Origin of the sequence: Cytobacillus depressus (assembly GCF_008923245.1) — a bacterium.
Taxonomy (GTDB): domain Bacteria; phylum Bacillota; class Bacilli; order Bacillales; family Cytobacillaceae; genus Cytobacillus; species Cytobacillus depressus.
On sequence record NZ_WBOS01000018.1, the window covers coordinates 1 to 13,777 of the forward strand.

10 protein-coding genes, 8 tRNA genes, 1 pseudogene and 1 riboswitch are annotated in these 13,777 nt (G+C 38.5%); of the genes and pseudogenes, 15 read left to right on the top strand and 4 right to left on the bottom strand.

The features are described 5' to 3' along the window. The first annotated feature begins 39 nt into the window (after positions 1–39). The 8 genes from F7731_RS21860 (at position 40) to F7731_RS21895 (ending at position 855) form a co-directional block, all read left to right on the top strand. Positions 40–116, top strand: a tRNA-Asp gene (locus F7731_RS21860). Between the two features lie 46 nt (positions 117–162). Then, positions 163–235 (top strand) — tRNA-Phe (locus F7731_RS21865). A gap of 25 nt (positions 236–260) precedes the next feature. Further along, a tRNA-Tyr gene (locus F7731_RS21870) sits at positions 261–345 on the top strand. A 6-nt stretch (positions 346–351) separates the two neighbouring features. After that, a tRNA-His gene (locus F7731_RS21875) sits at positions 352–427 on the top strand. A gap of 68 nt (positions 428–495) precedes the next feature. After that, positions 496–569 (top strand) — tRNA-Gly (locus F7731_RS21880). A gap of 11 nt (positions 570–580) precedes the next feature. After that, positions 581–657, top strand: a tRNA-Ile gene (locus F7731_RS21885). Between the two features lie 19 nt (positions 658–676). After that, positions 677–751, top strand: a tRNA-Asn gene (locus F7731_RS21890). 13 nt (positions 752–764) lie between these two features. Next, positions 765–855, top strand: a tRNA-Ser gene (locus F7731_RS21895). Between the two features lie 1,032 nt (positions 856–1,887). Here F7731_RS21895 and F7731_RS21900 read toward each other — a convergent pair. Then, entirely contained in the window at positions 1,888–2,772 is an 885-nt protein-coding gene (locus F7731_RS21900) for a LysR family transcriptional regulator (RefSeq protein WP_151536928.1), read from the bottom strand. Positions 2,773–2,902: 130 nt separating this feature from the next. Here F7731_RS21900 and F7731_RS21905 point away from each other — a divergent pair, with 130 nt between their 5' ends. The 3 genes and pseudogenes from F7731_RS21905 to F7731_RS21915 all read left to right on the top strand — a co-directional run bounded on the left by F7731_RS21905 (position 2,903) and on the right by F7731_RS21915 (position 5,820). Continuing rightward, a complete protein-coding gene (locus tag F7731_RS21905; RefSeq protein ID WP_151536929.1) occupies positions 2,903–3,442 on the top strand; it encodes a flavodoxin family protein in 540 nt (179 codons plus the stop codon). 270 nt (positions 3,443–3,712) lie between these two features. Further along, positions 3,713–3,814: riboswitch (SAM riboswitch) on the top strand. A 92-nt stretch (positions 3,815–3,906) separates the two neighbouring features. Further along, positions 3,907–4,659: pseudogene (locus F7731_RS21910) on the top strand (cyclase family protein). 57 nt (positions 4,660–4,716) lie between these two features. After that, a complete protein-coding gene (locus F7731_RS21915) occupies positions 4,717–5,820 on the top strand; it encodes a 5-methyltetrahydropteroyltriglutamate--homocysteine S-methyltransferase (RefSeq protein ID WP_151536930.1) in 1,104 nt (367 codons plus the stop codon). A gap of 171 nt (positions 5,821–5,991) precedes the next feature. Here the strand turns inward: F7731_RS21915 and F7731_RS21920 are convergent, their stop codons facing one another. Next, the gene (locus F7731_RS21920; RefSeq protein ID WP_151536931.1) at positions 5,992–6,447 is read right to left on the bottom strand and encodes a GNAT family N-acetyltransferase; all 456 of its coding nucleotides are present in this window, start codon (positions 6,445–6,447) and stop codon (positions 5,992–5,994) included. A gap of 510 nt (positions 6,448–6,957) precedes the next feature. Between F7731_RS21920 and F7731_RS21925 the strand changes: the two genes are divergently transcribed. Then, positions 6,958–7,617, top strand: coding sequence for a hypothetical protein (locus F7731_RS21925; protein WP_151536932.1), 660 nt, complete (start codon positions 6,958–6,960; stop codon positions 7,615–7,617). 292 nt (positions 7,618–7,909) lie between these two features. On the opposite strand, the gene F7731_RS26615 is transcribed toward F7731_RS21925, so the two are convergent. Continuing rightward, positions 7,910–8,128, bottom strand: coding sequence for a hypothetical protein (locus tag F7731_RS26615; protein WP_170289774.1), 219 nt, complete (start codon positions 8,126–8,128; stop codon positions 7,910–7,912). A gap of 421 nt (positions 8,129–8,549) precedes the next feature. Here F7731_RS26615 and F7731_RS21935 point away from each other — a divergent pair, with 421 nt between their 5' ends. Together F7731_RS21935 and F7731_RS21940 are read left to right on the top strand one after the other, a co-directional pair. After that, positions 8,550–9,863 (top strand): purple acid phosphatase family protein, encoded by a 1,314-nt coding sequence (locus F7731_RS21935; protein WP_246197387.1) that lies wholly within the window; start codon positions 8,550–8,552, stop codon positions 9,861–9,863. Between the two features lie 211 nt (positions 9,864–10,074). Then, positions 10,075–11,115 carry a HupE/UreJ family protein gene (locus F7731_RS21940; RefSeq protein ID WP_170289775.1) on the top strand — a complete coding sequence of 347 codons (1,041 nt, stop codon included), beginning with the start codon at positions 10,075–10,077 and terminating at the stop codon, positions 11,113–11,115. A 279-nt stretch (positions 11,116–11,394) separates the two neighbouring features. On the opposite strand, the gene F7731_RS21945 is transcribed toward F7731_RS21940, so the two are convergent. Then, positions 11,395–12,018, bottom strand: coding sequence for an FMN-binding negative transcriptional regulator (locus F7731_RS21945; RefSeq protein ID WP_151536936.1), 624 nt, complete (start codon positions 12,016–12,018; stop codon positions 11,395–11,397). 123 nt (positions 12,019–12,141) lie between these two features. On the opposite strand from F7731_RS21945, the gene pdxR reads away from it, so the two are divergent. Further along, complete coding sequence (gene pdxR, locus F7731_RS21950; RefSeq protein ID WP_151536937.1) at positions 12,142–13,557, top strand: MocR-like pyridoxine biosynthesis transcription factor PdxR; 1,416 nt, start codon at positions 12,142–12,144, stop codon at positions 13,555–13,557. Positions 13,558–13,777: the final 220 nt, after the last annotated feature.

Sequence of the window (13,777 nt, forward strand, 5' to 3'; positions counted from 1 at the left end):
ACCCGAAGGTCGCAGGTTCAAATCCTGTCCCCGCAATATGGTCCGGTAGTTCAGTTGGTTAGAATGCCTGCCTGTCACGCAGGAGGTCGCGGGTTCGAGTCCCGTCCGGACCGCCATATTTCTTCCAGTAGGTTTCCTACTGTTGAAATAAATATGTTGTGTGGCTCAGTAGCTCAGTCGGTAGAGCAAAGGACTGAAAATCCTTGTGTCGGCGGTTCGATTCCGTCCTGAGCCACCTTATTTTTTATTTATAGTCATATGGTGGGGTAGCGAAGTGGCTAAACGCGGCGGACTGTAAATCCGCTCCCTTTGGGTTCGGCGGTTCGAATCCGTCCCCCACCACCAATTATGGCGGTTGTGGCGAAGTGGTTAACGCATCGGATTGTGGTTCCGACATTCGTGGGTTCGATTCCCATCAGCCGCCCCATAATTACTTCAATAGTTTAATGAACTATTGAATTTTTTTTGAAAAAATATGAAGGCAATGTCGAATATGCGGGTGTAGTTTAGTGGTAAAACCTCAGCCTTCCAAGCTGATGATGAGGGTTCGATTCCCTTCACCCGCTCCATATGATATCATGGGCCTATAGCTCAGCTGGTTAGAGCGCACGCCTGATAAGCGTGAGGTCGGTGGTTCGAGTCCACTTAGGCCCACCATAATAAATATACTTATTGTTCCGCAGTAGCTCAGTGGTAGAGCATTCGGCTGTTAACCGAACGGTCGTAGGTTCGAATCCTACCTGCGGAGCCATTTTTTTATTTACGGGGAAGTACTCAAGAGGCTGAAGAGGCGCCCCTGCTAAGGGTGTAGGTCGTGTAAACGGCGCGAGGGTTCAAATCCCTCCTTCTCCGCCATACAATTTAATGTCATGCGCTTTTCGCTCAACAGGATCGAGCAATGGCGACTAGTTGATAAAAATGAGATCGTAGAAATGCAAATTACAGCGATCGGTCCGGGGATCGTCGTGAAGTATACGAATCGGCTAAAAAGAATAAGTGAATTCTTCAAATAAATGAAATAGAGATCCAAACAAAAGATGATCGTTAATGACGGTCATCTTTTGTTTGGATGACAATCTTAGGGGATTACCCTCTTCCAAATTCTTTAATTTGGTGGAGGGTAGTCCCCTATTTTTTTTGTCATGCAATAATCCAGCAGGTACAGAATCATTCAAGCGAGGCGGTATCAATAGTAGATTTATAGAGTTAACTTTGTTAACTGTCGCCGATGTAGAATGAAACTTAGGGAATCAATTAAAGGCAACGAAAGAATAAAACAATATTCCAAGAAACGTTGTTTTATTCTTTGGCGTTTTTTATCACTTTAATAAAATGTATGTATATATTTTGAATACTCTGTCAATAATAGTTAATGGTACAGGGAAAACGAGATTATTCACTGGATAAGTTAGCGCGCGACTTGGACATTTTTACTCCCCTTCGAGTATAAAGGGTAAATGTTGAAAGTGATTCATTATCGTTTTTCTCCAAACACAAATATCAAAAGCCTTTGTTCGAACACCTGGCATTTGAAACAGCAGCTAAATTGTGTACCCTTGTAGGAGATAAAATAGGTACTTTTATCGAAACTACAAACAATTAAGACGTAGTTGCCCTAAAAAACATAATGAATGTTTAAAGGGCTATTTGTGTTTTTTTTTTCCGTAAAACCATAAAGAATATTTAAAGAAAGGAATAAACGTTTCTTTCTTTTATTCCGAAATGAAATTAAATAGACATGCAAAAGAATAAAACAATATTTCTACAAAGAAACGTTGTTTTATTCTTTTGTTTATTTATAAGTACGGATGTAAATTTTCCTCATTTCGTAGCCTAAAATCACTTAGTTCCTCATTCACTACGCACCCGTTCATTGAAGAATATATGTTATACAGACAGAAACATCTTACGGGTTAAGTTAATAAATTCATCCAAAGGTGGTGTCATCCATTTATCCTTATGCCAAGCAATTTGAGTATATAGCGGGGATGAGGAATCATTCCACGGTAATTCCTTCATTCGCCCCTCTTCAAGTTCTTTTTTTACAACCATCTCAGGCAGTAATGCCACGCCCAATCCTGCAATTACACATTGTTTGATGGCCTCTATACTAGAAAATTCTATTTTATCTAATGGGTATATCCCAAGAGAATTGAGGGATTCTTCAAACATATTTCTGTAAGAACAACCAACTTCTGTGAGTAATAGAGTTTCATGCTTCAGATTATCGATTGAAAACGCTGATTTAGGTTGGTTTGGTGTGATGACTAGTTTTAACTCCTCTTTGATCAGTTGCTCCACACTTAACGATCCTTCAGGCTTCCTTGTATCCATAATAAAAGCAACATCTAATAATCCCTCCATAAGCTGCTTTCTCGCCATTTCGTCAGAATGTGCAGGTTTAAATACGAGTTTAACTTTTGGAAATGCAGCCTTGAACTCTTTAAGAATTGGGGGTAATCGATAGGTGCACTGACTCTCCTGAGCCCCTATTGTTAGAATACCAGATAGTTCTTCTTCTCCGTTTGTAGCCGTAATGGCCTCTTCACTTAAATTAATCATTTTTTCAGCATATGTTTTAAATTGATATCCGGCATTTGTTAAAACTAATCTTTTTCCTAAACGTTCAAATAAGGGTTTGCCAATCTCGTCTTCAAGGGCTTTGATTTGAGCTGTTACACTTGATTGTGCAAAATTCAATATTTTTGCCGTTTGGGTAAAGTTCAAATTTTCTGCGGCTAACTTAAAAGTAATCAGTTGTTTGATTTCCAATGCGCTCTCCTTCTCTTAATCGTAATTATCGATTGATTTAATCGAAATAATCCGTTTTATTGTTTTTGATTTTCATTATAAAGTAATAATTATTAACTAACAAATCAACTACAAAATGGAGGAATGACTGATGACCATTGCAGTTATTTACGGTGGAAACCGTCCAAACGGGAATACAGAGTCGTTAACAAAGTTAGCGACTCAAGGCTTAGTTGTGGAAGAAATATATCTGAAGGAATATGTAATAGAACCTATAATAGATAAGCGGCATGCAGAGGAAGGATTTCCTGAGGTGAATGATGATTACAACTTTATCATTGATCGTATTCTTCCGCATGATATTCTTATTTTTTCTACACCGATTTATTGGTATAGCATGACAGGAATAATGAAAAACTTTATTGATCGTTGGTCCCAGACTTTAAAAGACACAAATTATCCCGATTTTAAAAAGCAAATGTCTCAAAAAAGAGCATATGTCATTGCAGTGGGTGGAGATCAGCCATACATGAAAGGTTTACCAATGATTCAGCAGTTTCAACATATCTTTGACTATGTAGGGACAACTTTTGAAGGATATATTATTGGAGAAGGAAACCGTCCGGATGATATTGCTCAAGACTTGAAAGCACTGTCTGCAGCGGAACAACTTCGAAAAAAATTACAATAGTGCTTCAAGTGGAAGAGATAGAAGGATGGCTCTTGTTTATAGCATTCCTTTTATTTTCAAAAATAAGGCGCTTTATTTACTTTAAAACAACAAATAAATAAATATATATTCGAATAAACGTTTATTTCTTCTTTTATTGTAAAAAGCACTAATCACTTATATGATTGAGTCGAGAATAAAAAATAGATTTATGAAAAGATTCCCCTTTCTACGTTGACAATTTACTTTTAAGGTGTATAGTAGATGACATAACTTAATATTTCGAATTTTTTCTTATCAAGAGAGGTAGAGGGACTGGCCCTATGAAGCCTCGGCAGCAGACTTTTAATAGTACTGTGCCAATTCCAGTAGCATGATGCTAGAAGATAAGAAGAGCAGGTCATTTTTATTTGTCTAACTAACCCCTCTTCTTATTTCTAGAAGAGGGGTTTTTGATTTAAAAATTCATGTACGAGGTGATTTTGATGTCGACGGTAAAAACAGAAAATGAGCTATTGAAGGCGATTGAGGTTCTGCAAAGTAAAGAATGGGTGGATCTCACACATACTTTTGGCCCGGATTCACCACATTTTTCAGCTTTTGAAGATGCAGAGATTGAAACACTTTTCACACATGATGATGGCTTTTTTGCCCAGCGCTTTAATTTTCCTGGACAATATGGAACACATATTGATGCACCCATTCATTTCGTTCGAAACCAGCGTTACTTAGAGGAGCTAGAGTTAAAGGAATTGGTTCTGCCCCTTGTTGTGATTGATAAGTCGAAGGAAGCAGATGAAAATAATGACTTTGTTCTATCTGTTGAGGATATTTTAAAGTTTGAAGCTGAGCATGGAACAATCGAAGCAGGCACATTTGTGGCGTTGCGTACGGACTGGAGTAAACGCTAGCCTAATAAGGATACTTTTGAAAATAAAGATGGTGAGGGTAATAGTCACAGTCCGGGTTGGGGAATTGACGCCTTAAAGTTTTTATTTGAAGAAAGGAATATCAAGGCTGTTGGACATGAAACGTTTGATACAGACGCAAGCCTGGATTATCGCAAAAATGGATCGTTAATTGGCGAATACTATGTGCTTGAGCAAGATACATTTCAAGTGGAATTATTAACGAACCTGGATAAGGTACCGGCAAAAGGGGCGGTCATCTTCAATATCTGTCCAAAGCCCGAAAAGGCATCTGGATTTCCAGTGCGTTCTTTTGCTATTTTGCCATAATACACTTTTTAAACTTTATATACATTATTTTCATTTCAATTAAGGAGAGGAATACAAATGACAAAAACATTAGTTAAAGCACCATTTAGAGCCGATCATGTAGGAAGTTTATTGCGACCAGAAAGAATACATAAGGCTAGAAAAGACTTCCAAGAAGGTATCATTACTGCCGGGCAGCTGCATGAAATTGAAACAGAAGAAATTAAAACTATCGTTGACAAGCAAATTGAAGTTGGACTGCAAGCTGTGACAGATGGGGAGTTTCGCCGCAGATTTTGGCATACGGATTTTCTCGAGCATTTAAATGGCGTAGAAGGCTATATTCCAGAACATGGTTTTAAATTTAAAGGTGAGGAAACGGAACGATACGATATTCGTGTGATTGGGAAAATCTCATTTAACCCAGATCATCCACATATAAAAGACTTTATTGAATTTAAAGAGATTGTTGGGGACCGTGCCATTGCAAAGCAAACCATCCCAAGTCCCAATCAATTATTTAACGCGGGGATCCGTAACCTAGACATCTATCCAGATATTGAAGACTATGCAAACGATATTATTCAAACATACCGCGGTGCCATTAAAGCCTTTTATGAGGCAGGCTGCCGTTACTTACAGCTGGATGATGTGTATATCGCGGGTCTGAATGCACCAGAGATTCCATTTAATGATAGTGGCTCTTCTCGTGAAGAATTAATTGACTTGGCCTTACGTGTGGCAAATGGCGTGTTAGAAGATAAACCTGAAGATCTTATCGTAACCACTCACCTTTGCCGCGGAAATTACCGGTCAAATTGGGCATTTGAAGGCAGTTACGCGAAAATCGCGCCAACATTATTCGCAAAAGAAAAAGTCGACGGGTTTTTCCTAGAATATGATGATGACCGTTCTGGCGGTTTCGAGCCACTGGAATACATCCCAAATGGCGGCCCTCAAGTCGTCCTTGGTGTATTCACATCGAAACATGGTAGTTTAGAAGAGAAAGAAAACATTAAAGCACGTGTAGAAGAAGCAGCAAAATACGTCCCATTAGAACAATTGTGCATCAGTCCGCAATGCGGTTTTGCTTCTACTCATCATGGAAATATTTTAACCGAAGAAGAGCAATGGGCAAAGCTGAAATACATTGTCGATATTTCGAAAGAGATTTGGGGTTAAGTTTGAAGCGAACACCTTCCGATGGTAACGGGGTAACTTGTGAAGTGCAGAAGTGAAAAAATATCCGGTTTCTTATAGGAAATCAATGATTTCACATCATAATTTACACGCAAAAAGAGCTTGGGGAATTCCCCCAGCTCTTTGGTCGTTTTGATTCATTGTTTTAGATTTTTATTGATTTATATATTTGATAACAGCCATTTCTTTTCCAAACCTATCGCCATTATCAATAAACCCCAAGCTGGAATATAATTGATGTGCTCCCTTATTTTCAGGGTGGTACCCTACAATAATTTTATTCGCATTTGGCAATTTAGCCATTTCCGAAATCATTAGCTTCGTCGCGGCTTTGCCTATTCCTTTCCCTTGGAATTTCTTATCAATCATGATTCTGTATACCCAATAGCCATCAAGTTCTTCTTTTTCAGCGTTATACATTAAAAATCCCACAACCTGATCTTCAGCATAAATGGCGTAAGGCCTTAATGTTGGCTCAAATTTAGATTGGGCTATTGAAATAGCATTTGGTTCAATATAATCTTTTTGTTCTTTTGATACTTCTAATTCACAGCATTCATACCAATTTTCCGAATTCAGCTCTACAAGACTTACATTAAGTGTATCCACGGATTTTCCCCTTTCGAATGTTGGGGAACGCTAAACAATCTTTGTTAATTAAGCGAATCCCCCTTGTTGTTTAACCTGATAAAAATAATAGTATTTATCATAATGAACGCCTCCCTCAACAAAAATTGCCTAAATTCGATTTAAGACATAATCATTATATACCATAATTTCCCGTCTGATTCATCTTATTTTGATAGGCGGGAATGAGAGAGTGACAATCGGTTGCATTAAAATGAGTTATTGAACACTTTAAAAAGTTATAAATCCTTAGCGTAAGTTTTGAGCTTTTGGCTGGTAGGTCCCCGGGTATAGGTCGGCATAAACGATTACAGTATTCCCAATTTTTTGTTCTTGTGTAGAAACTTTCGAAGCACCATGGTCCTGATTGCTCTGTGGTCACAGATTAATACCTCAATTAACATTTTTTGCAAAATGGTTAATTGTACAAGCATAAGCTTGTCTTTTTAATATGTTGGTAATATTCCAACATGAAAGTGAGCTGTGCATAAATTGACACAAATTTATTTGAGAGTACTTGCTTCTCCAAATGCTGATGTATCAAATTTTAGAATAGAATGGGATCTTTATGCAGCCAATATCATTCTATCTCGCTTAGCTGGGGTACAAGTCTTTACAGTAGCACCAACTCAAATTCTTCCTCCGAATGTGGATATTAGTATCACTGACTTTCTTAATGACCAACAGGCAAGAAGATCGCTTCAATTATTAGACTATAATCCAGACGGGTTTGCTCGTGACGGCAGAGTAATTTCAATATATTACCTTAGTGGGGCAAACAGCCAAACAGCAACTACCATTGATGAGCTTTCGTGTGAAAATAATAGACTTACTTTTCCCATCTTAGGTTATACCGTTATGCCAAGTGATGTAAACTCTTCAGCTTCTCGATTTTTATTAGCTCATGAAATCGTTCATTCACTATTTGCTCGTGTAGTAGAGAGTCAGGTAGATGGAAGAGTACAAAGGAATGTTGACGATTCAAATCCTGACCCTAATTCTAACGGTTCACATAGTAATGATCCCCAAAATCTAATGTTTCCAACAGTACCAAGTTCTCAAGACTTTACACAAACCGATCAACTCCCTGCAAACCTTTTGACAAACGCACAAATACAAAAAATCATAGCAAGTCCATACGTATTCCAATAAAAATTAATAGGTTTCTTAACATGTAAAAATGTGCATTTTTATGAGTGCTTTTTGTACAAGCCTAAAGGAGTGTGGCGCCTCCTGGTACCTCTCCGATAAGACTAGAGCTTTTACAGGGTGGGCTGGCCCCGAGGCACCTGATACTTCTGGAATGGTTCATGGTGGCGCATTAATAATACTTCACGGGAATCTGGGGCACCGCCAGCGTAGCGTCTAGCAGTGGTAAAATGAAATCAAAGAAAGGGTGATTAAAAATGCCTCCTAAGCATGGTAAACATCATCATAGAAAACATCATCTTGGCACAAAAAAACCTAATACACGACCATCTAATACACTGCAATCTAACACACCACCACCTAATACACCGCCATCTAGTACACCACCATCTAATACACTACCACCTAATGCGCCGCCACCTAATACACGACCACCTAACACACCACCACCTAATACGCCGCCATCTAGTACACCACCATCTAATACACCGCCACCTAATACGCCGCCACCCATTACACCACCACCTAATGTAATGTAAAGCAGCTAACAAGCTGCTTTTTTGTTGGGGAAAATGGCAGTGTTCCTAAGTGTCATAACTTAATAGATTAGACACCGGAGTAGCGATTTTATAACTTTTGGAGATATTTTGCGCGTGTTTTAAGTGTTAATTTTCACATCTAACCTTTAGATGTGGATGTACAATAAAATGTTATGGGTATTAAGTTTCACAGGTAGTTTTACCCGATTTTCTTTACGATTATTTGCCGTTCTTTTACTCTAAATTTACGAATTTTCATAATCCTTTAACACTACTAAGCTATCATTTGGTTGTAATTACATACTTAGGAGGAGAATGGTAGTGAAGAAAATACTGAAAAGCTCTAAGTCTCGTACGATTCTATTATCAGCTCTGCTTATTGGCGCAGTGCCTACAATGAATGTCGCACTTGCAGATTTAACCGCAACAAAGTATCCTGCTGCTGAAACGTACAAGCCTACACCAATCCCGGATCGGATTATTTTAAGCTGGAAGGGCGATACAGCTACAACACAAGCGGTAAGTTGGCGAACAGATGTGAATGTTGTCACCCCGCAAGCCCAGATTGCCGTTGCAGAAGACGGACCTGCTTTCAAGGCCAAGGCGAAAACTGTGATGGCTGAAAGCAGCAGTGAGGTAAAGGGGAATCAGCCTTACACGGCCAAATTCCACACTGTAAATTTCGAAAATCTTAACCCGAGCACAAAGTACTTATATCGAGTCGGAGATGGAGTGAACTGGAGCGAGTGGTTCGAATTTTCCACAGCTTCCGATAAATCTGAACCATTCTCATTTCTTTATGTAGGTGACGCCCAAAACGACATCCTTGAACATTGGTCGCGTGTCATTCGCAATGCTTATTCAGACTTACCAGATGCCAAATTCATTATTCATGCGGGTGATTTGATCAATCATGGTGATGCAGACGAGCAGTGGGGGGAATGGTTCAAAGCCGGTGGCTGGCTCAACGGCATGGTGTCTAGTATTCCTACTCCTGGAAACCACGAATACTCGAAAATTGTAAAGGGGGAACCATCCGGTCTTTCCCAATATTGGCGCCCACAGTTTGCTCTTCCAGAGAACGGGCCTACAGGATTTGAAGAAACTGTATACTACACTGACTATCAAGGAATGCGAATCATTTCGCTTGATACCAATGTTAAAGGCAGTAACCTGGATAAACAAGTGGCATGGCTTGAACAAGTCCTAGAAAATAACCCGAATAAGTGGACGGTAATCACATTCCATCATCCAATCTACGCCAACTCTCCAGGGCGTGACAATGTGGAAGTTCGGAATAAGTTGCTTCCTTTAATTGAAAAATACAGTGTTGATTTAGTCCTTCAAGGTCACGACCATAGCTATGCCCGTGGTCATGTTACTAACAAAGCTTCAGGGCAAAATGCAATGAGCACAAAGAGTGACACCGTATTTGTCGTTTCGGTTTCCGGTCCAAAGATGTATGACTTTACTTCTAAAAACTGGGATGAGAATGGCGCTCAAGTTCGCAATGCTATAAAGGATACTCAGCTATACCAACTCGTCCGAGTGAATGGAGATACACTATCCTACGAGGCACGTACAGCTACAGGAAATTTATTCGATGGTTTTGAAATCAATAAAACGCCAAGTGGACAAAAGCAGATCAAGGAAACAACAAACACCCAGTGGGAAAAAGAGAAGCAAGAAGAGAAAAACGCTAAGAATTAAAAGCATTAAGGGTCAAAATCATATGTAAAGGTTACATTTCTTCCTATGTGATGGAGATGGGGCATATGTTCCATCTCCTTTGTTATGTGTTTACTTTAGTCGTTCATCATTACTGCAGTATCTGCCTATTGCACCAGAAAGAAGGGACTTATCCATGCATCGGACTTCATTATTTTCTGCAAATTTCATTGTACTTTTATTAGGAGTTTTGTTGTACAGCATACTGCCATCTCATGCTCATGCACATACGAATAGCTACGGATATATGAACATACATGAAAAAACGAAAGAAGTAGATATTGATCTGACTCTTGATTATAAGGAGCTTGCAATAGTTGTGGAATTACCGATCAATCTTGAATCCGCACCAACAACTGCAGAGTTGGAGGGCGCGCTCAGTGATCAGAAAGATAAGATAATGGATTACCTGGCCTCAGGAATGCGAGTATACCGGGATGAACTGATTTGTGAACCACAGCTCAAGTCTACAAAGGTTAGTATGATTGATAATCATCCGTTAGCCAATTTCCAGTTTCATTACTCATGTGAAGGGAAATCTACCAGGATTGCTTATGATCTATTTGTAGATGACATGAACCGTTCACATATAAACTTTGCTACTGTAGATGGAGAGAAGGAAACTCAAGAGTTTACCTTTACAATCGCGGAACGGGAAATGGTCATAGGCGAACGTAATTGGCTGCGCCAGGCATGGAACTTCACTTTTCTAGGAATCGAGCATATTATCACGGGTTATGATCATATTTTATTTGTGCTTTGTTTAATCATTCCGGCTGCCATTTCGTTTGGAAGAGTAGTAGAGGTCATTACTGCATTCACGCTCGGACATAGCATTACACTTGGATTGGCAACTTTAGGGATTGTTTCACTCCCGGAGCGACTGGTAGAACCGGCTATCGCCCTTAGTATTATTTATGTCGCTGTGGCGAACCTGCTGAAATGGGAAACGAAAAACCGGTGGATTGTCACGCTGCTCTTTGGTTTAATTCATGGATTTGGCTTTGCAGGTATCCTGCAGGAAATGGAACTGTCCCGTAGTACCATTGCGTCCTCTCTGCTCTTTTTCAACGTGGGTGTCGAAATTGGCCAGATAGCGGTTATTGCTCTAGCACTCCCTTTATTATTCCTATTTCGACGGTATAAACGCTTTCCAGTTTTCGTCTCCGTAAGCTCAGCTTCGATCATCACAATCGGTCTGGTTTGGTTTATTCAACGAGCTGCAGGGTTTTAAGAGGATTGATCCTTTATTGAGTGGAGTTGCTGCGAGCAACTGATTTTAATTTTCAAACAAAGATTGTGAAGGAACGACAATAGGATTGGATATAAATATTGGAAACCCAGCAAATCTTCTCATGTGAAGAGAGCTGGGTTTTTAAGTTAGATGGGTAAAATAACACTGAAAATATACGCAAGTTTTCGGTCAAAGTGGCAAATAGTCATATTTAACAATGGTTGGTATTAATCTTATAGTATTTTACCATTTGATTATTTTTCTAAATCTTGAAACTTATTATTTTTTAAGCTGATCTTTTTGCAAATGATTTTTCATATAGGATGCAATCTTTCTCTCATCCTCTTTTTCAAACTTCTCTAGTTCTTGAATAACAAGCTTTCTTCGTTCTATTGAATGGTTCTGACTCAATTTCGCTTTTCCCTCAATTTTTTCAATCTTTATTTTAAAACCCACAACACCTTTTGTCATACCATCCAGATATTTTGGATCGACTTCGTCTAATTGATAAGAACTGTCAGGCATTTCATATTTTTTTACTAAATCACTTAAAGATTCGATTAATTCACCATCCCCAACAATTTCAACTTTTCCATATACATGGACTGCTAAGTAGTTCCAAGTAGGTACGGCTTGATTTGACTCATACCAAGAGGAAGAGATATAACAATGGGGGCCATGAAATACCGCAAGAACATTCTGATTTTTAATGTCCTTCCATTGAGGATTTGCTCGGGAAAAGTGACCATATAAGTATTCCATATCTTTATCAATCATTAGGGGAATATGAGTTGCGAAAGGTTCACCCTCATGTTGTGAGAAAAAAGTAGCAAATCCATTCTCTTCAATGATGTCATAAATAATTTCATCATTTTCAATTTTAAAGTACGATGGGATGTACATTAGAACACACTCCTTTGCTTTTTGAACATCTAAATGTAAACTTATTATAGTAAAGTAGCTGGCATTATTAAAAGCACCAGTTTCTGAATATTTGCAAGTGCCAGTTTATAAGGAGGTTATATATTGTTAGAAATTACGCCAACCTTAGATGTTGGAAAAAAAGAGCCCATTTATATCCAACTTTACGAGTATCTTAGAAATGAAATTCAAAGACAAAATATTGCCCCTCACAGTAAGTTACCTTCTCAAAGAAATTTGGCAGATTATTTAAACGTGAGTCGCAACACGGTTGATGCTGCTTACCAACAACTTGTTGCTGAAGGATATATTAGAAGTGAAGAAAGAAAAGGTTTGTTTGTTGTAGAGTTAAAAAATGACCTCTTCCTTATAGATTATGAAAACATGGATAAAGAGAAAAAAAGGGAATTGGATTTTCAGAAAGATCCAACAGCAAAGATTGAATACGATTTTAAATATGGGGATGTAGATTTAACTCATTTTCCATTTAAATTATGGCGTCAACTGACCATGAAAAGTATCGCTACTGAACAAGACCAGTTGTTATTGTATGGAGATCCGCAAGGAGAATTGGAACTTCGAAAACAAATTGCTAGATACCTTTATCAATCTAGGAGAGTTGAATGTTCTGAAGATCAAATTGTAATTGGAGCAGGTACACAATATCTATTAAGTATGCTATGTAAAATGATTGGCAGAGAATTAGTTTATGGTATAGAAGAACCCGGCTATGACCGAGTACGCCTTATTTTTAAGGATTATGGAAGAGCAGTTAAGCCCATTCATCTTGATGAAAATGGAATTAATGTTACTGAGTTAACAGAGAGCGAAGTGAAAGTAGTCTACGTCACTCCTTCCCATCAATTCCCTTTAGGAACAGTAATGCCAATATCTCGACGCTTAGAATTAATAGAATGGGCAAGGGAGAAGGGGGGATATGTCATCGAAGATGATTACGATAGTGAATTTCGATACGAAGGAAAGCCTATTCCATCGCTTCAAAGCCTTGATATGTATGGAAATGTTGTATACATGGGGACTTTTGCCAAGTCACTAATTCCATCTTTGCGTTTGAGCTATATGGTACTTCCGACAAAGTTGCTAGTAAAGTACAATGAAAACTTTATTGGTTATAAGCAAACTGTTTCAAGATTACATCAACATACTCTAAAGCTCTTTATGGAAAGTGGCCAATGGTCGAGGCATTTGAACAAAGTAAGAAATATTTATAAGAAAAGACATAACGCTCTACTTACATCTATTAAAGCTAATATGAATGATCAGGTCCGAATAATTGGTGCAGGTTCTGGTTTACACGTGCTCTTAGAGCCCAAGAATAACATGACAGAGAAAGAGCTTATAGCTACTGCTAAAGAGAAGGGAGTTTTAGTGTATCCAGTGTCCTCATTTTATGAGCGACCACCTTCGCAAGAATATTCTCAAGTGCTTCTTGGATTTGCCGGTTTAGATGAGAATAGGATTCATGAAGGAGTTCACTTACTTTCTAAAGCTTGGTTCTAACTAATGCCACTACCTATAAACATAAGCATACAAAAAGACGAAGAACCAATAATGTCATTGGCTCTTCGATTTTTTTTGAACATTATAGTCGCACCTAACTTCGGGATAGTTTAGTCTACCAACAGTATAGATTGAAATTAATGCCATAAACAGCCCTCCATTTATAGTCTTTACTTAGATATATTCAGGGGAAATGCGGAAATTTCTTCTTCTGCTAGAG